The organism is Aeromonas sp. R4-1, assembly GCF_040908325.1.
In the GTDB taxonomy this organism is placed as follows: domain Bacteria; phylum Pseudomonadota; class Gammaproteobacteria; order Enterobacterales; family Aeromonadaceae; genus Aeromonas; species Aeromonas veronii.
This window is the reverse complement of sequence record NZ_JBFODM010000074.1, coordinates 63,946-85,006: the sequence shown is the minus strand read 5'-3', so window position 1 is coordinate 85,006 and position 21,061 is coordinate 63,946. Positions and strand designations below refer to the sequence as shown.

General features: G+C 60.3%; 22 protein-coding genes. 17 read left to right on the top strand and 5 right to left on the bottom strand.

Going from position 1 to position 21,061, the window contains the following annotated elements:
- The 8 genes from AB5Y90_RS13190 to AB5Y90_RS13155 all read left to right on the top strand — a co-directional run.
- Nucleotides 1-1,350 (top strand): methyl-accepting chemotaxis protein (locus AB5Y90_RS13190; protein WP_368166954.1); only part of this gene is annotated, 1,350 nt, incomplete at its 5' end.
- A 509-nt stretch (nt 1,351-1,859) separates the two neighbouring features.
- Complete coding sequence (gene frdA, locus AB5Y90_RS13185) at nt 1,860-3,644, top strand: fumarate reductase (quinol) flavoprotein subunit (RefSeq protein ID WP_064340833.1); 1,785 nt, start codon at nt 1,860-1,862, stop codon at nt 3,642-3,644.
- On the top strand, nt 3,637-4,371 hold the full coding sequence (locus AB5Y90_RS13180) for a succinate dehydrogenase/fumarate reductase iron-sulfur subunit (protein ID WP_005335057.1): 735 nt from the start codon (nt 3,637-3,639) through the stop codon (nt 4,369-4,371). The genes frdA and AB5Y90_RS13180 overlap by 8 nt, the downstream gene beginning before the upstream one ends.
- A gap of 16 nt (nt 4,372-4,387) precedes the next feature.
- Complete coding sequence (locus AB5Y90_RS13175; RefSeq protein WP_005335058.1) at nt 4,388-4,786, top strand: hypothetical protein; 399 nt, start codon at nt 4,388-4,390, stop codon at nt 4,784-4,786.
- Between the two features lie 10 nt (nt 4,787-4,796).
- On the top strand, nt 4,797-5,153 hold the full coding sequence (gene frdD / locus AB5Y90_RS13170) for a fumarate reductase subunit FrdD (protein WP_005335059.1): 357 nt from the start codon (nt 4,797-4,799) through the stop codon (nt 5,151-5,153).
- Nucleotides 5,154-5,423: 270 nt separating this feature from the next.
- A complete protein-coding gene (locus AB5Y90_RS13165) occupies nt 5,424-6,152 on the top strand; it encodes a nucleoside recognition domain-containing protein (protein ID WP_005335061.1) in 729 nt (242 codons plus the stop codon).
- Entirely contained in the window at nt 6,149-6,616 is a 468-nt protein-coding gene (locus AB5Y90_RS13160; protein WP_005335063.1) for a YjiG family protein, read from the top strand. Before AB5Y90_RS13165 ends, AB5Y90_RS13160 begins: the two co-directional genes overlap by 4 nt.
- Before the next feature lie 25 nt (nt 6,617-6,641).
- Entirely contained in the window at nt 6,642-7,766 is a 1,125-nt protein-coding gene (locus AB5Y90_RS13155) for a M20 family metallopeptidase (protein ID WP_201942503.1), read from the top strand.
- Between the two features lie 87 nt (nt 7,767-7,853).
- On the opposite strand, the gene AB5Y90_RS13150 is transcribed toward AB5Y90_RS13155, so the two are convergent.
- The 3 genes from AB5Y90_RS13150 to AB5Y90_RS13140 form a co-directional block, all read right to left on the bottom strand.
- Complete coding sequence (locus AB5Y90_RS13150) at nt 7,854-8,603, bottom strand: ABC transporter substrate-binding protein (RefSeq protein ID WP_101529526.1); 750 nt, start codon at nt 8,601-8,603, stop codon at nt 7,854-7,856.
- 91 nt (nt 8,604-8,694) lie between these two features.
- Nucleotides 8,695-9,921, bottom strand: coding sequence for a winged helix-turn-helix domain-containing protein (locus AB5Y90_RS13145; protein ID WP_201942500.1), 1,227 nt, complete (start codon nt 9,919-9,921; stop codon nt 8,695-8,697).
- Between the two features lie 106 nt (nt 9,922-10,027).
- Nucleotides 10,028-10,621, bottom strand: coding sequence for a TetR/AcrR family transcriptional regulator (locus AB5Y90_RS13140; RefSeq protein WP_064339608.1), 594 nt, complete (start codon nt 10,619-10,621; stop codon nt 10,028-10,030).
- 107 nt (nt 10,622-10,728) lie between these two features.
- Between AB5Y90_RS13140 and AB5Y90_RS13135 the strand changes: the two genes are divergently transcribed.
- Together AB5Y90_RS13135 and AB5Y90_RS13130 are read left to right on the top strand one after the other, a co-directional pair.
- A complete protein-coding gene (locus AB5Y90_RS13135) occupies nt 10,729-11,652 on the top strand; it encodes an ABC transporter six-transmembrane domain-containing protein (RefSeq protein ID WP_307896354.1) in 924 nt (307 codons plus the stop codon).
- A gap of 28 nt (nt 11,653-11,680) precedes the next feature.
- Nucleotides 11,681-13,069 carry an NAD(P)/FAD-dependent oxidoreductase gene (locus tag AB5Y90_RS13130; protein ID WP_368166951.1) on the top strand — a complete coding sequence of 463 codons (1,389 nt, stop codon included), beginning with the start codon at nt 11,681-11,683 and terminating at the stop codon, nt 13,067-13,069.
- A gap of 41 nt (nt 13,070-13,110) precedes the next feature.
- Here AB5Y90_RS13130 and AB5Y90_RS13125 read toward each other — a convergent pair whose 3' ends face one another.
- Nucleotides 13,111-13,758 (bottom strand): class I SAM-dependent methyltransferase, encoded by a 648-nt coding sequence (locus AB5Y90_RS13125; RefSeq protein WP_368166950.1) that lies wholly within the window; start codon nt 13,756-13,758, stop codon nt 13,111-13,113.
- Between the two features lie 144 nt (nt 13,759-13,902).
- On the opposite strand from AB5Y90_RS13125, the gene AB5Y90_RS13120 reads away from it, so the two are divergent.
- The 7 genes from AB5Y90_RS13120 (at nt 13,903) to AB5Y90_RS13090 (ending at nt 20,463) form a co-directional block, all read left to right on the top strand.
- Nucleotides 13,903-14,562: a thermostable hemolysin gene (locus AB5Y90_RS13120; RefSeq protein ID WP_368166949.1), complete on the top strand. Its 660-nt coding sequence runs from the start codon at nt 13,903-13,905 to the stop codon at nt 14,560-14,562.
- Nucleotides 14,559-16,025 (top strand): AMP-dependent synthetase/ligase, encoded by a 1,467-nt coding sequence (locus tag AB5Y90_RS13115; RefSeq protein ID WP_368166948.1) that lies wholly within the window; start codon nt 14,559-14,561, stop codon nt 16,023-16,025. Before AB5Y90_RS13120 ends, AB5Y90_RS13115 begins: the two co-directional genes overlap by 4 nt.
- Nucleotides 16,022-16,675, top strand: coding sequence for a TenA family transcriptional regulator (locus AB5Y90_RS13110; RefSeq protein ID WP_150995672.1), 654 nt, complete (start codon nt 16,022-16,024; stop codon nt 16,673-16,675). The genes AB5Y90_RS13115 and AB5Y90_RS13110 overlap by 4 nt, the downstream gene beginning before the upstream one ends.
- A 34-nt stretch (nt 16,676-16,709) precedes the next feature.
- Nucleotides 16,710-17,579, top strand: coding sequence for an SDR family oxidoreductase (locus tag AB5Y90_RS13105; protein WP_159157456.1), 870 nt, complete (start codon nt 16,710-16,712; stop codon nt 17,577-17,579).
- Nucleotides 17,580-17,646: 67 nt separating this feature from the next.
- Nucleotides 17,647-18,213 carry a tetratricopeptide repeat protein gene (locus tag AB5Y90_RS13100; RefSeq protein WP_368166955.1) on the top strand — a complete coding sequence of 189 codons (567 nt, stop codon included), beginning with the start codon at nt 17,647-17,649 and terminating at the stop codon, nt 18,211-18,213.
- Between the two features lie 130 nt (nt 18,214-18,343).
- Nucleotides 18,344-19,030, top strand: a complete 687-nt coding sequence (locus AB5Y90_RS13095) for a response regulator (RefSeq protein ID WP_005335091.1) — start codon at nt 18,344-18,346, stop codon at nt 19,028-19,030.
- Nucleotides 19,027-20,463, top strand: coding sequence for an ATP-binding protein (locus AB5Y90_RS13090; protein WP_368166946.1), 1,437 nt, complete (start codon nt 19,027-19,029; stop codon nt 20,461-20,463). Before AB5Y90_RS13095 ends, AB5Y90_RS13090 begins: the two co-directional genes overlap by 4 nt.
- Nucleotides 20,464-20,501: 38 nt before the next feature.
- Here the strand turns inward: AB5Y90_RS13090 and AB5Y90_RS13085 are convergent, their stop codons facing one another.
- Entirely contained in the window at nt 20,502-20,996 is a 495-nt protein-coding gene (locus AB5Y90_RS13085) for an ATP-dependent zinc protease (protein ID WP_368166945.1), read from the bottom strand.
- Between the last annotated feature and the right edge of the window lie 65 nt (nt 20,997-21,061).

Here is a 21,061-nt window from a genome sequence, read left to right as displayed (position 1 = left end):
ATTCTGACGGTCACTACCGAGGGGACTTACGCCATTCTGGTCGACAGCAACGGCACCATCATCGCCCACCCCGATGCCTCCCTGAGTCTGAAACCCGCCACAACGCTAGCCCCCGAGTTGACCGCGTCTTACATCAATCAGATCGCTCATGACGGTACGATCAACGAGCTGGTGATCAGCGGTAAGAAAGAGGTCTTTGACTTTAACGCGATCCCCAACACCAATTGGTATTACGGCATGATGGTGGATGACGAAACCGCTTACCAGTCGGTACGCCGCATGGTCACCTCCTCACTTATTCAGGGACTTATCACCATATTGATCGTGGCTGGCTTCTCCTATGTCGCCATCAACGGCTCGCTGGCCCCTCTGAAAACCCTGGGCGAAGCGATTGCCGATCTCTCCCGTGGCAACGGCGATCTCACTCGCCGCATCAAGATTGAACGTGAGGATGAAGTAGGCGCGGTTGCCAAACACGTCAACACCTTCATCGAGCGGATCCATGTGATGGTGCAGGATATCTCCAACTCCTCCGGCCAGCTCAACCAGCAGGCCAAGTCCTCCCACAGCATGGCGGAGAAGGCCAATCAGGGGCTGGCACGCCAGCAAAACGAGATCTCCCAGATCGCCACTGCGGTACACGAGATGTCAGCCACCGCAGTCGAGGTCGCCAGCAACGCCGAGCAGACCGCCGAAGCGGCCCGCAGCTCCTCCAGCAGTTGCGAGCATGGCAAGCAGGTGATCGCCCGCAACCAGCGCTCCATCACCGATCTGGCCACCCAGGTGGAACAGGCCTCCAACATCATTCAGGAACTGGAGAAAAACGCTCAGGAGATCAACACCATCCTCTCCACCATTCAGGGCATCGCCGAGCAGACCAACCTGCTGGCACTCAACGCCGCCATCGAAGCGGCCCGTGCCGGTGAACAGGGTCGCGGCTTTGCGGTGGTTGCCGACGAGGTGCGCGTCCTGTCACAGCGTACCCACAGCTCCACCGTCGAGATCCGCAATATGATCGAAACCCTGCAACGCAATACCCAGGGAGCGGTCAGTACCATGCACGAAGGCCAGCTGCTGGCCCAGAACAGCGTGGATGACGCCAACAACGCCACCCATGCGCTGGAACAGATCACCACCTCGATCAACCAGATCTCCGACATGGCGACCCAGATCTCCAGCGCGGCTGAAGAGCAGCGGGCCGTCACCGACGAAGTAAGTCGCAACATTCAGGCAGTGAAAGATGTCTCGGACGAACTGGCAGTGGATGCAGACAGCTCACGCCATCTCTCTGAACAACTTAAAAATATTTCGGGTGAACTGAGCAATCAGGTCGGCATGTTCCGCATTTGAGCATGAGCAAAAGGGGCCGTACAGGCCCCTTTTATTTTTCTAAATAGCGCTTAATTTTCAGTGAGTAATCTCACATTACCCGCCAAATCCCCCGCCTTGAAATCCTTGTAATTCGTCTGGAATTATCAGATCACCGCCGTGGTCACCGCAGTATTTCGGATTACCTATTTCTATCCGAATAGATAAATGCCAATAATTCTCATTAAAAAATTACAATAAAAAACTTAAAATTTTTTTCGCGAGTACCTAAAAAGAGAGGTGATTCGCATTTTATTGAAAGAAAACTACGTACAATCCAGAAGTTAAAGTGCTCGTAGCTAGGTGTTCAACTGCTCAGTAACACCAAAAAATGACGATAATAACGACATTTTCATCCAGGGATTTGGGTGTTTTATAGAAAAATAACCAATAAAAAGGGAATAAAACCTAGCAGTTTGACTTGCATCAAGCCTGAATTTTTTTCATAGAGCAAAATCGTGCCCAGCAAATCTATCCCTAAGGAGGCAGATGTGGATATTATCAAGACCGATGTGGCCATCATCGGTGCTGGCGGTACCGGCTTACGCGCCGCTATCGCTATAGCCGAATCACAGCCAGACCTGGACATCGCCCTGATTTCCAAGGTTTACCCGATGCGCAGCCACACGGTTGCTGCCGAAGGCGGCGCCGCCGGTGTCGTCCGTGATGACGACTCCCTCGAAAACCACTTCAACGACACCGTCTCCGGTGGTGACTGGCTGTGCGAGCAGGACGTAGTGGAATACTTCGTCAACAACGCAACCAAAGAGATGATCCAGCTGGAGCACTGGGGTTGCCCCTGGAGCCGCAAGCCGGATGGCAAAGCCAACGTGCGTCCGTTTGGTGGCATGAAGGTTCCGCGTACCTGGTTCGCCGCAGACAAGTCCGGTTTCCATATTCTGCACACCCTGTTCCAGACCTCCGTCAAATACCCGAGCATCAAGCGCTTCGACGAGCATTTCTGCCTTGATCTGATCGTGGACGACGGCCGTGTCCAGGGCGTACTGACCTTCGACATCCAGAACGGTATCACCCGCTTCATCCAGGCCAAATCCGTGATCGTGGCAACCGGCGGCGCTGGCCGTGTCTATCGCTACAACACCAACGGTGGCATCGTCACCGGCGACGGCATGGCACTGGCCTACCGTCACGGCGTACCGCTGCGTGATATGGAGTTCGTCCAGTATCACCCGACCGGTCTGCCGGGCACCGGCATCCTGATGACCGAAGGTTGTCGTGGTGAGGGTGGCGTCCTGCTGAACAAGGATGGCTACCGCTACCTGCAAGACTACGGCTTGGGCCCGGAAACCCCGATCGGCCAGCCGAAGAGCAAATACATGGAGCTGGGTCCGCGCGACCGTGTTTCCCAGGCATTCTGGCAAGAGCAGCAGAAAGGCCGCGTCATTCAGGGCCCGATGGGCGATGTGGTTCACCTCGACCTGCGTCACCTTGGCGAGAAGTACCTGAAAGAGCGTCTGCCGTTCATCTGCGAACTGGCCAAAGCCTACGTCAACGTGGATCCGGCCAAAGAGCCTATCCCGGTACGTCCGACTGCCCACTACACCATGGGTGGTATCGAGACTGACAACAAGTGTGCCACCCGTCTGCCCGGCCTCTACGCCGCGGGCGAATGTGCCTCCGTCGGTCTGCACGGTGCCAACCGTCTGGGTTCCAACTCCCTGTCCGAGATCGTGGTATTCGGCAAGCTGGCCGGTGAGCAGGCAGGTGAATTTGCCAAGACTCAGAAGCATGGCAACACCGAAGCGCTGGCCGCCAAGGCCGAGGCGCTCATCAAGCAACACCTCTCCCTGATGGACATAGACGGTACCGAAAACCCGGCCGATATCCGCAACGAGCTGGGCATGTCCATGGAAGCCGGTGTCGGTATCTACCGTACCGAAGAGCTGATGCAGGGCACCATCGACAAGATCAACGAGCTGAAAGCCCGTTACAAGAAGGTCAAGATCAACGACAAGTCCTCTGTCTTCAACACCGATCTGCTGTACGCCATCGAACTGGGTTACATGCTGGACGTGGCTGAAGCCATGGCGCACTCCGCCATCAATCGTAAAGAGTCCCGCGGTTCCCACCAGCGTCTGGATGGTTACGAAGAGCGCGATGACGTGAACTTCCTCAAGCACACGCTCTCGTTCTACCAAAATGGCGAAACGCCCTCCATCGATTACTCCGATGTGAAGATCACTAAGTCCCAGCCGGCAAAACGCGTGTACGGCTCCGAGGGTGAGAAACAAGACGAGGCTAAGAAGAATGGCTGAGATGATTGAAATTGAGATCCTGCGCTACCGTCCGGAACAGGATAACGAGCCCTGGATGCAAACCTTCCAGGTGCCATACCAGAGAGAGATGTCTCTGCTGGACGCCCTGCAGTACATCAAGGATCACCTGGACTCTACCCTGAGCTTCCGCTGGTCCTGCCGGATGGCGATCTGCGGCTCCTGCGGCATGATGGTCAACGGTGTGCCCAAGCTGGGTTGCAAGGCGTTCCTGCGCGACTATCTGCCGGGCAAGATGACCGTCGAGCCGCTCAACAACTTCCCGATCGAGCGCGATCTGGTGGTCGACATGTCCGACTTCATCGAGAAGCTGGAGAGCATCAAGCCGTACATCATCCCGAGCGAGCCGCGCAGCCTGTGTGATGGCGAGTACATCCAGACTCCGGCCCAGATGGCGCAGTACAAGCAGTTCTCCCAGTGCATCAACTGTGGTCTCTGCTACGCAGCCTGCCCGCAGTACGGCATCAACAAGAAGTTCACCGGTCCGGCGGCACTGGCTCTGGCCTATCGCTACAACGTCGACAACCGTGATGCCGGCGCCAAAGAGCGTATGCGCATCATCAGCCAGGACGAAGGCGTCTGGGGCTGTACCTTCGTGGGCTACTGCTCCGAAGTGTGCCCGAAAGGCGTCGATCCGGCGGCGGCCATCCAGCTTGGCAAGGTCGAAAGCGCCAAGGACTACATGATCGCCATGTTCAAGCCAGATTGAGAGCAGGATTGAGACCATGAACAACACTGATAGCAAACGTAAACCTTACGTCCGCGAAATGAAGAAAGACTGGTGGCTGAAGAACGCCTTCTACACCGGTTACATGATCCGTGAAGGCACCAGTATCTTCGTCTCCATCTACGCCGTTGTGCTGATGTGGGGCCTGATGCGCCTGGTTCAGGGTCAGGAAGCGTTCAACGGCTGGCTGGAATCCCTGCAAAGCCCGATCGCCATCCTGTTCCATGTCGTCGCTCTGGCGGCGTGCCTGTTCCATGCCAAAACCTGGTTCGCCCTGGCGCCGAAAGCCATGCGTATCTTCCGTGGTGAAGACCTGGTACCGGAGAAGCCGATCGTTCTCGCCCAGTATGTGGCGCTGGCGGTGGTGTCCCTGCTTGTCCTGATCATCGTGGCCTGAGGAGAAAACAATGAGACGTTCTGACGAACCAATTTACTGGGGTCTGTTTGGTGCGGGTGGCATGGTTGTTGCCATGCTGCTGCCGGTCATTGTCCTCATCACCGGTCTGCTGGTGCCCATGGGCATCATGGACGTGGAAACCATGAGCTATGACCGCGTGCACGCGTTCGCCAGCTCCTGGTGGGGTGCCTGCATCCTGCTGGTGATCATCGCCCTGCCAGTCTGGCACGGTATGCACCGTATCTACCACGGTCTGCACGATCTGGGGATCCACACCACCAAGCTGCACCACTATGTGTTCTATGGCTTTGCCTTCCTGGTATCTGCCATTAGTGTCGGCCTGCTGATGGTACTGGTACTCCAGTAATCACAGTAATCACAGTAATCACATCTGACTGATTGACCAAACCGGGCCTCGTGCCCGGTTTTTTATTGCCCCGCTATCCCACCCCTGCTTTTTATTCACTCAAACAATTCGATAAAAACCAGATTATCGTCCAATCATATGGCGATCACAGTCACATAACCCCAATACATTCGTCATTTGCAGCAAACCATTTTGACCACCATCAATTTAGTGACATCCATATCAATTATAATTACTCAGATTAAATAATTATTCATATGGAGCTATCTAATGACAGACAAAACACGCTCGGTGAGCATAGGCAGTTACCTGGCACTGGCCTTCGCCGTGGTCTTCTTCTCCGGACTGTTGCAATCCGGCGAGTGGTACGGGGTATTCGATTTCACCACGCTGAACGGTTCGTTCGGTACCATGGTCCAGAGCGTCAGCGAGAATGGTGACGGCATCAAGACCGCCATGACCGACATGCGCGGCAAGGGGGGCAACGGCGCTCGCGATGGCTTTTTGTTTGCCCTGACCCTGATCCCCACCGTGATGTTTGCCCTCGGTATGATCAATGTGCTGGAGCACTACGGCGCGCTGGAAGCGGCCCGCAAGTTGCTGACCCCGCTGCTGCGTCCGCTGATGGGGATCCCGGGCAACACCGGCCTCGCCCTTATCGCCTCCCTGCAGAGTACCGATGCCGGTGCCGCCATGACTCGTCAGCTCAAGGATGAAGGGCTCATCACCAAGCGTGAAACCGACGTGTTCACCATGTTCCAGTTCTCCGCAGGTGCCACCATAGTCAACTTCTTCTCCTCCGGCGCCGTACTGTTCACCCTGACGCTGGCAGATGGCAGCCCGGCGGTCAGCTCCTCCATCGGTCTGGCTGTCATCGTGATGTTCGCCTTCAAATTTGTCGGGGCCAACCTGTTCCGGGTCTACCTCAATATGAGCGAAGGCAAGCAGACCGATAACAACACCCAGCAGACTCTCAACACTCAGGAGCAAGCCAAATGAGCCAGGCCAACATCAAGAAACCCATCGTCACCGATATCTTCGTCGAAGGGGCCAAGAAGGGCTGGGTCATCGCCACCACCTCCACCGTACCCAACGTACTGATGGCCTTCGTCATCATCAAGGCGCTGCAGATCACCGGCGCGCTGGATGCCATGGGCGCCATCTTCTCCCCTGTCATGGCCATCTTCGGGTTGCCCGGTGAGGCGGCAGCCGTGCTGATCGGCGCCTGGATGTCGATGGGCGGCGCGGTCGGTGTGGTCATCACCCTGTTTGATCAGGGGATCCTCAACGGCACTCACATCGCCATTCTGGCGCCAGCCATCTACCTGATGGGCTCCCAGGTGCAGTACATGGGCCGCATCCTCGGCTGCATCGGCACCGAAGGGCGTTACATCCCCATCATGGTCGCCATCTCGGTACTCAACGCCTTCGGCGCCATGTTGGTGATGAACATCCTTCTCTGACCCGAACCTGATAGTGGAGCAAGCAATGACTTTTTCTCTGGATCAATACCTGACCGAACTGGCCCCGCTGATCAATCTGGATTGCGGATCCCTGCACCAACCGGGCATTGCGGCAGTGGCCGACCTGATGGCGGCCAAATATGAGGCGATGGGCGGCTGGCAGATCAAGCGGGTCGACTGTGGCGCCGCCGGGGTGGGACTGGAGATCCGCAACCAGCCTGATGCTGCGCAGATCGATGTAATGCTGATCGGCCATATGGATACCGTCTTTCCTCTCGGCACCGCCGCCGCCCGCCCGATGAGCGTCGATGGCGAGCGCGCTTACGGCCCCGGTGTCTCCGACATGAAATCCGGCCTGCTCAACATCGTCTATGCCCTGCGTGAACTGCCCCGCGAGGTGCGCGATCGCCTGAGCATCTGCGTCTGCATGAACCCGGACGAGGAGATCGGTTCCCTCCACTCCAGTGACTGGCTGGCAGCGGTGGCCAAACAGGCGAAACAGGTGCTGGTGGCCGAAGCGGCCCGCGCCGATGGCTCACTGGTCAAGGCACGCAAGGGGATGGCCCGTTATCACATCGACTTCACCGGCAAGGCGGCTCACGCGGGCAACGAACCGCAGAAGGGGCGCAGCGCCATCACCGAGCTGGGCCACTGGATCCTGGCCATCAACGCCCTGACCAACTTCGAGAGCGGCACCACCCTCAACATCGGCATTGTCGAGGGGGGCAATGGCGCCAACATAGTGCCAGCCCATGCCAGCGCCGTGGTAGACGTCCGCTTCTGGGACAATCAGGAGTACCACCAGATCGACGATCATCTGCTGACCCTGGCCGAGCGGCCGCATCTGGATGGCGTCACCATCCAGCTGACCCGCGAGGCCCACAAACCGGCCATGGTGCCGTCAGAGGGCACCCAGGCACTGATGCTGCTGGTGGAAGAGTGTGGCGCCGAACTGGGGCTGCCGATCAGCTGGCAGGAGGTGGGGGGCGGCTCCGATGCCAACCTGACCGCCGCTCTCGGTATCCCCACTCTGGATGGTCTGGGCCCCATCGGCGCCGGTTTCCACAGTGACGAGGAGTATCTGGATCTGGCCAGCATTGCCCCGCGCATCGAGCTGCTGGTGAAGGTACTAACCCGTCTGGCAGCCTGACAAGCTCTCACGTAAAAAGGGCCAGCCGGTTTGCACCGGCTGGCCCTCTGTTTATCTGCTCCCCAGAATGACAGCAACCCTTCGCTATTACTCCATTGGCGGCAAGAAGCGGCGCATCACCTCATCCGTATGCCCCCCTTCCTGAAATGCCACCAGCGACTGATTGAGGATATTCACCAGCTCGTGGCCGCGGGGGGAGCCCTTGCTCACCAGCAGATAGAATCCCTTGCGGCTGGGCAGGGCGAGATTGAGCAACCCGCTCTCGCTGCGGTAGATGCCAAGGCTGATGCCAGCCACCAGAGGTTCGATTTCGCTCGGCAGAAAGTCGCAGCGATCCCGCTCCAGCATATCGAGCGCCTGCTGCAACTGCTTGACCCGGCGTGGCTCCTGCGCAAGCCCGTAGGGTGTGTAGTTGTAGCCAATCACCCCGCACACCCGGGAACGATTGACCGTCTGCAGATCCGGCGGTTCGGGGTAGCGGCGCTTGAGATAGAAGAAACCGAGGTGGGTGTAGTAGAGGGGAACGCTGTAGAAGGCAAACTCGGCCCGCTCCGGCTTGTAGCTGGCATCCCAGGTCAGCTCGCATAGACCATTCTGGTGATAATCCGCCAGCTCCTGCTGCACCCGCGCCCAGGGCAGATAGCGGATCTGGTGCGAGAGCCCGCTCTGTTGTAATGAATCGAGCACGAGTGTCGTCGCCGAACCGGTCAGGCGGCTGGTATCGGGCACCCCGTCCTTGCGCTCCCAGTAGGTAAAGGGAGCCCACTCGTTGCCCTCCCCCAGACAGATCTTCACTGGTGGCTCTTGCCCCCATAGCGCGGGGGACAAGATGGCCATCGCCAATCCCGCCCACCATGTTCCCGCTCGTTTCATCTCCCGCTCCCGGACTGTTTATCCCTCTTGCAGCTTAGCCCAGAAGGGATTTTGCTCACTTTGCAGGGGCGCTTTCATGCCACAACGCCAGCAAATTGGCCGGAATGGCACCATAACGAAGCTGCGGCGTCTGGTGCCAGTCAGCCAGCTTTTGCAGGGCTTTCGCCAGATCCTGTGCAAGCGTGCGGGTCACTCTCACCCCGGCTTCCAGATAGAGGCTCTTGATCTCGAAGATCCCCTGCTGACGATGAGCCTTGGCATCCATTCTGCCCACCAGCTTGCCGCGATGGAGCAAGGGCAACACGAAGTAGCCGTATTGGCGCTTGGGGGCCGGGGTATAGCACTCGATGCGATAGTCGAAGTTGAACAGTTCACTGGCCCGTTTGCGATCCCACACCAGCGGGTCGAACGGCGACAAGGCTGTGGTATGGGTCGCCTTGAGACGGCCCTCCTTGGCTTGCACCAGCTCATCGGCCAGCGAGGCGTGCACAAAAGCGCCGTGCTGCCACCCGTCTACCCGTACCGGCAGCAGTTCCCCCTCGTCCGCCAGCTGATGGAGCAGGGCGTCATATTTGCCGCGCCGCAGCCGGTAGTAGTCCGCAACCCAGCCAGTTTTGACCAGCCCCAGCGCCCGGCAGCTGGCGCGCACCATATCCCGTTGGGCCTGCTCGACGCTCGGCAGATCCCGCTGGTCGCTCCACTCGGGGAGCACCCGTTCGGCGAGATCATAGACCCGCTGAAAGTTGCGCCGCTCCCGTACCATCAGCTGACCAGTGGTAAACAACACCTCCAGATGGCGCTTCTCCGGCTTCCAGTCCCACCAGCCATTGCCCTTCCCCTCTTTGCGCTCAAAATCGGCCGCCCGCACCGGGCCATGCTGACGAATGCGCTCGATAAGCTGGCCAATCTCCTGCTGATGGGTGGCAAGCCAGTTGGCCGAAAACTTCCAGCCCATGGCGGTGGGGTCGAGCATCCGGTGGCGCAACAGCCGGTAATCCTCGCGGGGCACAAAGCAGGCCTCGTGGGCCCAATATTCGAAGATCTCGCCGTCGGCCAGCAGCTGCTCCAACCAACGCGGTTCGTACTGGCCAAGCCGGCTAAAGAGCACCAGATAGGGGCTGCGCGCCACCACCGAGATGGTATCGATCTGCAGCAGCGTCATACGGCGAATGGTGGCCAGCAGATCAGCCGGGGTCGCCTTGCTGCGACGGGGGGCGAGCAGCCCCTGCGCCGCCAGTTGCAGATGACGGGCATCTTGCAGTGACAAATGGGTAATCGACATCAACAACCGCTCCCTGCTATCTGGCCATCGCACGCCCGGCGGATAGCCAACAAAACCGGGGGAGGCACCACGCTGGTATGCCTCCCCTCCCTGTGTACCAGCGCCGCTATGAATGGGCCGGGGGCAAGACCAGCTGATTGACCACCAGCATGATCTCTTGATAAGTGGCTTCTACCGTCTCGGGGGTCGGCTCCAGAATCAGGTCATCGGCATAGCCGTTGATGAGGGAGGTGATCTGGCGCGCCAGTCGCCGGGCATCGCCCGCCACAAACTCGCCGCTGTCGATCCCCTTTTGCAGGATCAGCTCCAGCACCTCGCGCCACGCCAGAATGATTTTGCGGTAGCTCTCGGCAAATACCGGGTCGCGCAGTGACTCGTTCCAGGCATCCAGATAGATGGCCCAGGAGGCATCCTGACTGGTCGGCAGGTTGTCCCGCACAAAGAGCGGCAACGCTTCGCGGGCTGGCAGCGGCAACAACCACTCCCGCTGTTCGGCGATCTCCTGACTGGTGAAGCGCTCCACGGCGCAGAGGCAGAGCTCCTTCCAATCCTTGAAGTAGTGGTAGACGTGACTGCGCGCCAGACCGGTGCGCTCGGCAATATCACGGGTTGACGATGCCGCCATTCCCTTCTCTCGAAACAGGGCCAGTACGGCCTCGATGATCATCTCTTTGCGCTGTTCTGCTGATGGGCGTGCCATCTGACCTCCTGCGATATCAATCGATCTGCTTGACTTTGAGCAGTCGCTCAAACAAACTTTGAGCACTCGCTCAAACTTAGCGTTTCCGACATCTTAGGAGATAACCCATGACAACACCAACCACTTCGGCAGCCAGTTGCGACGAGCAGGCCACGCCGTTGCCACACTCGGCCGGTCGTTCGCTGGGGGCGATTGCGCGGGCCAATCCCCTCAAGCTGGCGGGCACCTTCTCGCTGGTGGCCCTCGAAAACATCCTGCTGGTGGTCTATCCCCTGTTCGCCGGCTTTGCCATCGACGCCATCGTCAAGGGCCAGTGGTGGCAGGCTTCAAGCTACGCCCTCATCGTGCTGCTGTTCTGGCTCATCGGCGCCCTGCGCCGGGCGGTCGACACCCGCGCCTTTACCCATATCTATGCGGCACTGGCGGTGCCGGTGATCCTGACACAACGCCAGCAGCAGGAGGGGCAATCTACCATAGTGGCGCGGGTCACCCTGGCGCGGGAGTTTGTCGACTTCTTCGAGAAACATATCCCGATCCTGGCCACCAGCCTGATCTCCATCGTCGGGGCGGCCGTGATGCTGATGGTGATCGAGTTCTGGGTCGGCATCGCCTGCATGGGGGTATTGCTGCTGTTCGGCCTGCTGCTGCCCGGCTTTTCGCGCAAAAACCAGCTGCTGCACGAGCGGCTCAACGATCGGCTGGAACACGAGGTCAAACTGGTCACCCATGCCCAGTCAGCCAGCCTCACCCGCCACTACCGCGCGCTGGCCTGGCTCCGCATCCGGATTTCGGATCGGGAGGCACTCGCTTTTCTCGCGGTCGGCATCAGCGCCTCCCTGCTGTTCCTGCTGGCCATCACCATGCTGATGGCCCAGCCCCAGGTCTCCGCAGGTCATGTCTATGCTGTGATGACCTACCTCTGGAACTTTGTCACCAGCCTGGATGAGGGGCCCGGTCTTGCCGATCAGCTGGCCCGGCTGAGAGACATAGGCCGCCGGGTCAATACCGCCCAACCCGATGAAATGATTTGACATTTTGTATCTGTAACCGGAGTAGAAAATGAATCCGACCACCCTTTGCCAACGAGCGTTGACCATGTGCATCAGCTGTTTTTTCCTCGCCGCCTGCGGCCCCAAGATGAGCGACTTTGAGCCCAACACCAGCTACTGGTTCAAGGAGAAACCGGCAGAGGAGAGTGCCCCGCTGGCACAAGATATGAAGGTGGATATCGCCATCATTGGTGGCGGCTACAGCGGCCTCTCCAGCGCTTGGCATCTGGCCAAGGCCAATCCATCGCTCAAGATCGCCATCTTCGAGGCCAAGCAGGTGGGCAGCTGCGCCTCGGGCCGCAACGGCGGCATGGTATTGCCGGGCTCCGAGGTGATGGATCTCTACGAAGAGGGGGAAGCGAGCAAGCGCCACTACGATCTCACCGTCGCCAGCATGCGCAAGCTGCAGGCGCTGGTCGCCTCAACCGGCGTCGAGGCCGATCTCAAGCTCGATGGCTATGTGGAGGCGATCCTCGATGAGGAGGATATCGCCGAGTACCGCGACTATGTGAAAACCGCCAATCGCCTCGGCATCCCGCTCCAGTACTGGAACGCCGATACCACAGAGGAAAAACTCGGCACCGACCGCTACGTGGGGGCGGTCTACGACCCCAATGGCGGTCAGGTACACGCCATGAAACTGGTCAATGCCCTGCGCAAGGCGGTAGAGCAGGCGGGCGTCACCATCTACGAGCAGAGCCCGGTGCTGGGGATCAAGGAGGGCAAGCAGATCGAGCTCAATGTGGCCGACAAGTACAAGGTGACCGCCGACAGCATAGTGCTGGCGACCAACGGCTATACCTCAAAACTTGGCTACTTCAGCGGCCGGGTCTTTCCGGTGCACGCCCAGAGCGCCGTCACCGAGCCGCTTACCAAAAAACAGCTGGCCGCCATCCAGTGGCAGAGTCGGGTGCCCTACTACGACACCCGCAACACCCTGTTCCATCTGGTGTTGACCCCGGATAACCGCATCGTCATCGGTGGCGGCAATGCCGAGTACGTCTTCAACGACGGCCTCAACTACAAGGGCGATCTTAACCGGGTCAGCGAAATGATGATGACCGAGCTGGTGACCCTCTATCCGGCCCTCAAGGGGATCAAATTTGAGCAGGTGTGGGACGGGGTTCTCGGCATGACCGGCGACAGCACTGAAGCGGTGGGGGTAATGGGGGAGCACAAGAACATCTACTACGCCCTCGGCTACAACGGCCACGGCATCAATCTCTCCTTCCTGTTTGGCGACATCGTGGCCAGCCTCTATCAGGGCAAGGAGCACCCCTGGTTCAACCATGCCGAGCAGAGTCTGCCGATGTGGCTGCCGCCAGAGCCGTTCAAGTCAATTGGCGTAAAATCTGCCCTGATGTACTACCAGTGGCAGGACAAGGGCTACAAGGAGTAGCGCCGAGCAAGAACTCGACGAGTAACAGACGAAGGCACGCCTCAGGGCGTGCCTTTCTGCAATACCGCCACATCGGCGTGGGGGAAGCTGAGTTCGGCCTGCCAGCGAGCGGCCAACACCTGAAACGATGCCTCGGCAAAGAAGACGATGTGGGTCGGGTCGTGGCGATAGCGCCAGTTTTTAAACCGCTCGTCACCGAGCACCCGCTGGGTTTGCAGCACCAGCAGGCCACCAGGCTTGAGGCAATCCCACAACTGCGCCAGCACCGTGCGCGGCTCAGCGATATGCTCGATCACCTCGGTACTGGTGATGAAGTCATACTGACGCGTCAGCAACTCGGGAAAATCTGCGTAGAACTTGTCATACCCCGCCATCTGGTAACCCGCCTCGCGCCCCATCGCCACCAGCGCCGGCCCCGGGCCACAGCCAAAGTCGAGGCCACTGGCAGGGGTTGGCACCCGCGCCAGCACCTCACCAAAAGCCCGCATCAGAAAGCTGCGATAACGGGGATCATCCACCCGGTTGTCGTGACCGTCATAGACCGCCTTCTCCGCCGCCTCATCCAGATGATCCGCCTCATCCAGCCAGACCAGCTCGCACGCGAGGCAGCGATGATAGCGCTTGCCCGCCACCGACAGGGGATAACTGCGATGGCTGGCACACAGGGGGCAGCTGACGGTGGATGACATGGCGGTTCCTCTTGGGGGCTTCCTGTTGGATAACAGCGGCGCAGATTGCCTGCCCGCTGCCTCGCTGACAACTTTTTTTGCTCCTTAAGGGTTTCTTAAGTTTGCCCTTTTACTCTCAAACCATCGCAAGAGAAGGAGTCACCCATGACCATCGAGATCCAGGCCCCCTACCGATTGCTGCTAGCCAAGTCCCCGCAGCAGGTCATGGCGCTGCAAACCTACATCCAGGCCGCCTACACCCTCGAGTTCAACGCCCGCATCCCCCATTTTCTCCCCTGCCTGCTGGGGCTCTACAGGGCGGACGGGACGCTGGTCGGTGCCTGTGGTCTCAATCATGCCAGTGAGGGGCCTCTCTATCTGGAACAGTATCTGGAGCAACCCATCGAGGCCGCCATCAACACCCGCCTCGGGGTCTATCCGGCACGCAACCGCATTATCGAAGTGGGCAATCTGGCCTGCAGCGAACCGGGCAATGCCCGCCTGATGTTTGCGGCGCTGTGTCGTCTGCTGTGTGAAAACGCCCTCGACTACGTGGTCTTTACCGGCACCGCCAAGCTGCGCAACAGCTTTGCCCGCCTGCAACTCAACCCGGTGGAGCTGGCCCCCGCCCAGGCTCATCAGGTGGGGGCCGACGCCGACGCCTGGGGTGAGTACTACCGCTGCCAGCCCAAGGTGATGGTGGGGGATATCAATCAGGGGCGGGCAGTGCTCGCCCAGAGCAGCCTGCTGCTCAACCTGCTGGCCCCCATGCCAGTGCTTTTTACCGATGCAACCCTGACCAGTGAGAAAAGGTGCGCCCAATGAGCCTGTTCGACGCCATCGCCAAACATGCCCACGAGGATCCGCAATCCCCAGCGCTGCTGAGCAGCCAGCAGCGTCTCGACTACCACAGCCTCTGGCAGCAGATCCAGCATCTGGCAGACAAGCTGCAGCAAGCCGGTATCAAGCGTCTTGCCCTGCAACTGGACAACGGCTTGCCATGGGCGCTGATGGATCTGGCCTGCACCAAAGCCGGGATCGTGGTCATACCGGTGCCCCACTTCTTCAGCCTTGAGCAACAAGAGTGGCTGCTGGAGAGCAGCGGTGCCGATGCATTGGTCGGCCCCCATCATCAGGGGTGGCATGCCGCCGAGCAGCTCTCGCTGATCACCGGCGAACTGCCGCTCTGGCGCCGCAAACCGGCAAACCTCCCGGCATTGCCACAGGGTACCGCCAAGATCACCTACACCTCCGGCACCACGGGCCAGCCCAAAGGGGTCTGCCTATCGCTGGCCAGCATGATGGCGGTGTGCGAATCGCTGGCCGAGCGTGTCGCGCCAGCCAAGGTGGAAAAACACCTCACCCTGCTGCCGCTGGCCACCCTGCTTGAGAACCTCACCGGCCTCTATGTGCCGCTGCTGACCGGTGCCTGCAGCCGCATTCCGTCCCTCGGGGAGCTCGGTTTCAGCGGATCCAGTTCGCTCAATCCAGCCATGCTGGGGGAAGCGCTGCTGCGCTGGTCGACCCACAGTCTGGTGCTGGTGCCCGAACTGCTGCGTTTGTTGCTGGCGCTCTGCACCAGCACCCCGACGCTGGCCCAGCAGCTCAAGAGCCTGCGCTTTATTGCCGTCGGTGGCGGCAAAGTAGCACCCGACCTGATCAAACATGCCCGCCAGCTCAGCCTGCCGGTGTATGAGGGATATGGCCTCTCGGAGTGCGGCTCCGTAGTGGCGCTCAACAGCCCGGATGCTGACAAGCCCGGCAGCGTAGGCCGCCCCCTGCCCCACTGTCAGGTCACCATCGCCTGCGACGGCGAAATTATGGTGAGCGGCAGTGCCATGCTGGGCTATCTCGGCAGCAACGAACCGACTCCCGAACAGATCGCCACCGGCGATCTGGGTCATCTCGATGAAGAAGGCTACCTCCATATCACCGGGCGCAAGAAGAATGTCCAGATCACCGCCTTTGGCCGCAACTTCTCGCCAGAGTGGGTGGAAGCCGAGGCCCAGCTCTGCCCCGCCATCGCCCGCATCGTGGTCTTTGGCGATGGTCAGCCCGCCAACGTGGCGCTGATCCAGCCCCTGCCGGGCAAAGAGGCGGATCTGCCCCGCCAGATCGCCGGTCTGAATCAGCGGCTGCCCGATTATGCCCGGCTGCACCACTGGTTGCCGGTGGCGCTGGATCAACATCCCGGCCTGCTGACCGCCAACGGGCGCCCCCGTCGCAACGAGATTTACCAACACTTTTCCCGGCAAATCAGCCAATGCCTTACAGGAGAATCGTCATGAGCTTCTACCAGACTCTGCAACAAGCCACTGCTCAGGAGCGTGAGCATCTGTTCAACGCCCCCATTATCGAAGCCTGTCGCCGTGGCGATATCAGCCGTGACACCTATCTCGCCTTTCTGGCGCAGGCTTACTACCACGTGCGCCACACAGTTCCACTCCTGATGGCAACCGGCGGCAAGCTGGGTCAGGAGTACGAGTGGGTGCGCGGCGCCATTGCCGAGTACATCGACGAGGAGTATGGCCATCAGGAGTGGATCCTCAACGATATCCGCGCCTGTGGCGGTGATGCCGAGGCGGTGCGCCACGGCCAGCCGGGGCTGCCCATCGAGCTGATGGTTGCCTTCCTCTATGACCAGATCCAGCGCGGCAACCCCATGGGCTTCTTCGGCATGGTACAGGTGCTGGAAGGCACCAGCGTGGCCATCGCCCTCACCATCGCCGACCAGCTGAAAAAGGGACTCGGCCTGCCCCCGCAGGCGATGAGCTACCTGAGTTCCCACGGCGCCCTGGATCAGGAGCACCTCAAGTTCTTTGAATCCCTGATGGATCGGGTCGAGAGCCCGGCGGATCAAGCCGCCATCATCCACGGGGCCAAGGTGGTTTATCGCCTCTATGGCGAGATGCTCTACAACCTCACCGCCACACCGTAAGTCGGCAGCAGACAGCAAAAAGGGAATCCATACCATGAACCTTGAAGGGAAACTCGTGCTGCTCACCGGCGCCAGCGGTGGTATAGGTGAGGAGCTGGCACAGGAGCTGGCGGCCCAGGGGGCACACCTGCTACTGCACGGACGTCGCGGCCCGGCACTGGAGCGGCTGTGCAAGTCACTGCCCCACCCCGAGCGCCATCAGGTGGTGCTCGCCGACCTCGGCTCTGCGCAGGAGCGGGCCAAGCTGTTGCAACACCCGGCGCTGGAGGATGGGATCGACATCCTGATCAACAACGCTGGCTGCAACCAGTTTGCCTGGCTGGAAGATCAGAGCTTCGAGCAGGTGGAGCGCCAGCTGCTGCTCAATATCGAGGCGCCCATCCAGCTCACCCGTGCCCTGCTGCCAACCATGCGCAAGCCGGGGATCATCATGAACATGGGGTCGAGCCTGGGCAGCATCGGCTACCCCGGTTACAGCGTCTACTGCGCCAGCAAATTTGCCCTGCGCGGCTTTAGCGAAGCGCTGGGACGGGAGCTGGAGGGGAGCGGCATCAAGGTGCTGCATTTTGCCCCCCGCGCCACCCGCACCAAACTCAACTCCGAGGCCGCCTACGAGATGAATGCGGCGCTCGGCACCCAGACCGACAGCCCGCAGGAGGTGGCCGAAGAGGCGGTCATCGCCCTGTGCAACGAAACCCGCCGCAGCTGGCTCGGCTGGCCGGAAAAACTGTTCGTGCGGCTCAATGCCCTGCTGCCCGGCATCGTCGACAAGGCGCTGTCCAGACAGCTACCGATCATCAAACGTTATGCCCGTCATCTTCAGCCAGGGACGGCTGATGCCGGCGCCAACAGTGCGCCACAACCAGACTTGTCCCGCCCGATCCCGACCAAGAAGGAGCATTAATATGAACTTTTTCCGTCAATCAGTGACCTCTTGTGCCATCGCCATCCTGCTGGGGTCCTCCTCGGTCATGGCCGCGGATGATGCCCTCGTCCCCATCCAGCAACAGTGGGCCGTCTGCCAGTATCAACAGAGCGGCAAGGCGAAAGAGAGCTGCCTCGAAACCCTGAGCACCCAGGCCGAAGCGGCCAGCGCCAAGGAGCCCTTTCGCGCCGATCTGCTGATCTGGTCGGCCATCGTCAAGAGCACCTGGGCTGGCGCCAAGGGCGGGCTGGGAGCGCTGGGGCTGGTGAAAGAGGCCAAAGCCAAGCTGGAGCTTGCGCTCAAGCAGGATCCCAAGGCGCTGGACGGCTCTGCCTACACCAGTCTGGGCTCCCTCTACTATCAGGTGCCCGGGTGGCCGGTCGGCTTTGGCGATGACGAAAAGGCAGAGCAGCTGCTCAAGCAGGCGCTGGCCATCAATCCCGATGGCATCGATCCCAACTTCTTCTACGGTGACTTCCTGCTGGATCAGGGTCGCAAGACCGAGGCCAAAACCTACCTCGACAAGGCGCTGGCCGCCCCGGCCCGCCCGGGTCGCGAAGTGGCCGACGAAGGGCGCAGAATGGAGATCCGCGATCGGCTGACCAAGCTATAAAACCCTGATGGATCAAAGAACTATTTAAACTCTGCCCACCAGCTTGCATACTGGTGGGCAGGGTTGTTTATGCCACGGCACGCCCTGGCGCTGAGCCAGATCGCCACACCCAACAAACAGGGAGAAAAGAATGCGGATCCTGCTGGTGGAAGATGATGTGATGCTGGGGGATGGTATGCAGGATGCACTGCGCCATAGCGGCTACACGGTGGACTGGCTGCAACAGGGGTTGCCCGCTCTGGCAGCCCTCAAGAGCGACGAGTTCGCCGCCCTGATCCTCGATCTCAACCTGCCCGACATCGATGGCCTCAGCCTGCTGCGCAAGTTGCGGCGTGAAGGACACCAGCTGCCGGTGCTGATCCTCACCGCCCGCGATGCGCTGGACGATCGAGTGGTCGGCCTCGATGCCGGCTCCGATGACTACATGGTCAAGCCCTTCGCCCTGCAGGAGCTCAACGCCCGCCTGCGCGCCCTGGTTCGTCGCAGCAAGGGGCAGGCTCAGGCGGTACTGGAGTATGGCGATATCCTTATCTATCCCGAATCCCAGCAGGTCACCTATCAGGGGGAGGCGGTCAAACTCACCCCCCATGAATACAAGTTGCTGCAGGAGCTGATCAGCCAGAGCGGCCGGGTGCTGAGCAAGGATCAGCTGCAACAGAGCCTCTACGGCTGGGATGAAGGCGCCGAGAGCAACGCGGTAGAGGTGCATATCCACCATCTGCGCAAGAAGTTCTACAGCGACCTCATCCGCAATATTCGCGGGGTAGGCTACATCATTCCCCAGCTCGAACAGCCAAGCCGGACACCCGCACGATGAAACGTCCGCGCTCCATTCGCCGCTTTCTGCTCACCGGTATCCTGACGCTGGTGAGCCTGAGTCTCACCATCAGTGCCTTTATCGGCTACATGGAGGCAAGCCACGAGATGGAGGAGCTGTTTGATGCCCGCCTCGCCCAGTCGGCCCGCATCACCAATCAGCTGCTGGCCCGCTATATGGCCCAGCAGGGGCAGTTGCCCGCCAACGGCACCGTCTATCAGGAGTGGGAGGCACAGAACCCCGATGAGTGGCAAAAAGACCCCAGCCTCAACCTGACCGGCGAGGATCGGGAGATCACCCCCTACGGCCACGAGTTCGAACGCAATCTCTACTTCCAGCTGCTCGATGAAAAAGGCGGCCTGCTGCTGCGCGCCCCCAGTGCCCCGGATCAGCCGCTGGTCACCCTGGCTATCGGCTTTGACACGGTCGAAAAAGATAATCACCAGTGGCGCACCTTCACCCTCTACAACCAGCAGGAGCAGACCTGGCTGGTGGTGGCCGAGCGGGACGACGAGCGCAGCGAACTGGCCAGCAAGATGGCCACCCTCACCATGCTGCCACTGCTGATCACCCTGCCCTTCCTGCTGGCCCTGCTCTGGTGGCTCATCACACGCGGGCTGGCCCCCTTGCGTCAGCTGGCCCAGGCCATCAGCGAACGTCACCCCGCCAACCTGAGCCCCCTCAGCCTCAAGACAAGCGCTCAGGAACTGACCCCCCTCACCAACGAGATCAACCGGCTAATGCAGGCGCTGGCGGAGACCATAGAGCGGGAGAAACAGTTCACCAACGAGGCGGCCCACGAGCTGCGCACCCCGCTGGCGGTGCTGCGGATCCACAGTGAAAATGCCCTTGCGGCCGATGATGACGCCAGCCGCCAGCAATCCCTGCACAAGATGCTGCAGGCCCTCGATCGCAGCGATCGGCTGATCCGCCAACTGCTGACCCAGGCCCGTATCGACAACCAGCAGGGGCTGGTATTGACCGAGCTGGAGATAGGCCACCTGCTGCAAGGCACCCTGGCTACGCTGGCTCCCATCGCGCTCAAGAAGGATCAGCAGCTGTCGCTGGAGTGTGAAGTACCGCAGCTGGTGGTAGGGCAGGCCACCCTGCTCGAGCTGCTGTTCAGTAATCTCATCGACAATGCGCTGCGCTACACCCAGCCGGAGGGCGAGATCAGGGTGCGGGTTCAGCGGGAGGGCAACCGGGTGAGGGTGGATGTGAGCGACAACGGCCCCGGCATTCCCGCCAGCGCCTTGCCCCGGCTGTATGAACGCTTCTTTCGGGTCAATCCCCAGCAAGGGGATGGCGTGGGTCTCGGCATGGCCATCGTCTCGCGTATCGCCCAGCTACACGGCGCCGATCTCGATGTCCACAACCGGCCGGAAGGGGGGCTGGAGGTGAGCGTGCTGCTCCCGCTGCCGCCGGCAAGATAAGCGATAAGTAAAGAGCCCGCGATGCGGGCTCTTTACTTTCAATCACAATCTGGCTGCACGGTAAAGGTTCGACTGGAGTCCACCGGGCCCAGCCCCGCCAGCAGACGTCGGCCCAGCAGCACCGGATAGATCATCTTGCTGCGATCCCGCAGGGTGAACCACTCCTCATACACCTTGTCCCCCAGACAGATGGACATGGTCACCGTTGGCCGCTGCTCCATTCCGCCCGCCCCGCGCACCGTCACGCTGCGCTCGACCCGCCGCTCGAACTGCTGCTTGACCAGTTTGCCGCTGTCGGCATCGGTCACCACCAGCATGAAGCGCACCCAGGGCTTGCCATCCCGTTTGAATCTGGTGATGGAGCGAGCATCGAGGGAAGAGGTGAGTGCCCCGGTGTCGAGTTTCATCTTCACCGCCACGCCGGTGGGCAAAATAAGTCCCTTCTCGATCCAGCCATAGCTGGTCGGGGTCTCAGCCAGCGCACTGCCACACAGTGTCAGCATCAGGGCGATCCCCACAATCATCTTGCCCATTTTACTGCCCTGCCTTGTCAATCCTGCGCCCAGATCTACCACAGTCCCATTGTGGGTCAATCCGA

Excerpts from the sequence above, each read along its gene's own strand:
- AB5Y90_RS13180 (WP_005335057.1), top strand. The coding sequence starts at position 3,637 with ATGGCTGAGATGATTGAAATTGAGATCCTGCGCTACCGTCCGGAACAG.
- AB5Y90_RS13175 (WP_005335058.1), top strand. The coding sequence starts at position 4,388 with ATGAACAACACTGATAGCAAACGTAAACCTTACGTCCGCGAAATGAAG.
- frdD (WP_005335059.1), top strand. The coding sequence starts at position 4,797 with ATGAGACGTTCTGACGAACCAATTTACTGGGGTCTGTTTGGTGCGGGT.
- AB5Y90_RS13165 (WP_005335061.1), top strand. The coding sequence starts at position 5,424 with ATGACAGACAAAACACGCTCGGTGAGCATAGGCAGTTACCTGGCACTG.
- AB5Y90_RS13160 (WP_005335063.1), top strand. The coding sequence starts at position 6,149 with ATGAGCCAGGCCAACATCAAGAAACCCATCGTCACCGATATCTTCGTC.
- AB5Y90_RS13155 (WP_201942503.1), top strand. The coding sequence starts at position 6,642 with ATGACTTTTTCTCTGGATCAATACCTGACCGAACTGGCCCCGCTGATC.
- AB5Y90_RS13150 (WP_101529526.1), bottom strand. The coding sequence starts at position 8,603 with ATGGCCATCTTGTCCCCCGCGCTATGGGGGCAAGAGCCACCAGTGAAG.
- AB5Y90_RS13145 (WP_201942500.1), bottom strand. The coding sequence starts at position 9,921 with ATGTCGATTACCCATTTGTCACTGCAAGATGCCCGTCATCTGCAACTG.
- AB5Y90_RS13140 (WP_064339608.1), bottom strand. The coding sequence starts at position 10,621 with ATGGCACGCCCATCAGCAGAACAGCGCAAAGAGATGATCATCGAGGCC.
- AB5Y90_RS13135 (WP_307896354.1), top strand. The coding sequence starts at position 10,729 with ATGACAACACCAACCACTTCGGCAGCCAGTTGCGACGAGCAGGCCACG.
- AB5Y90_RS13130 (WP_368166951.1), top strand. The coding sequence starts at position 11,681 with ATGAATCCGACCACCCTTTGCCAACGAGCGTTGACCATGTGCATCAGC.
- AB5Y90_RS13125 (WP_368166950.1), bottom strand. The coding sequence starts at position 13,758 with ATGTCATCCACCGTCAGCTGCCCCCTGTGTGCCAGCCATCGCAGTTAT.
- AB5Y90_RS13120 (WP_368166949.1), top strand. The coding sequence starts at position 13,903 with ATGACCATCGAGATCCAGGCCCCCTACCGATTGCTGCTAGCCAAGTCC.
- AB5Y90_RS13115 (WP_368166948.1), top strand. The coding sequence starts at position 14,559 with ATGAGCCTGTTCGACGCCATCGCCAAACATGCCCACGAGGATCCGCAA.
- AB5Y90_RS13110 (WP_150995672.1), top strand. The coding sequence starts at position 16,022 with ATGAGCTTCTACCAGACTCTGCAACAAGCCACTGCTCAGGAGCGTGAG.
- AB5Y90_RS13105 (WP_159157456.1), top strand. The coding sequence starts at position 16,710 with ATGAACCTTGAAGGGAAACTCGTGCTGCTCACCGGCGCCAGCGGTGGT.
- AB5Y90_RS13100 (WP_368166955.1), top strand. The coding sequence starts at position 17,647 with ATGGCCGCGGATGATGCCCTCGTCCCCATCCAGCAACAGTGGGCCGTC.
- AB5Y90_RS13095 (WP_005335091.1), top strand. The coding sequence starts at position 18,344 with ATGCGGATCCTGCTGGTGGAAGATGATGTGATGCTGGGGGATGGTATG.
- AB5Y90_RS13090 (WP_368166946.1), top strand. The coding sequence starts at position 19,027 with ATGAAACGTCCGCGCTCCATTCGCCGCTTTCTGCTCACCGGTATCCTG.
- AB5Y90_RS13085 (WP_368166945.1), bottom strand. The coding sequence starts at position 20,996 with ATGGGCAAGATGATTGTGGGGATCGCCCTGATGCTGACACTGTGTGGC.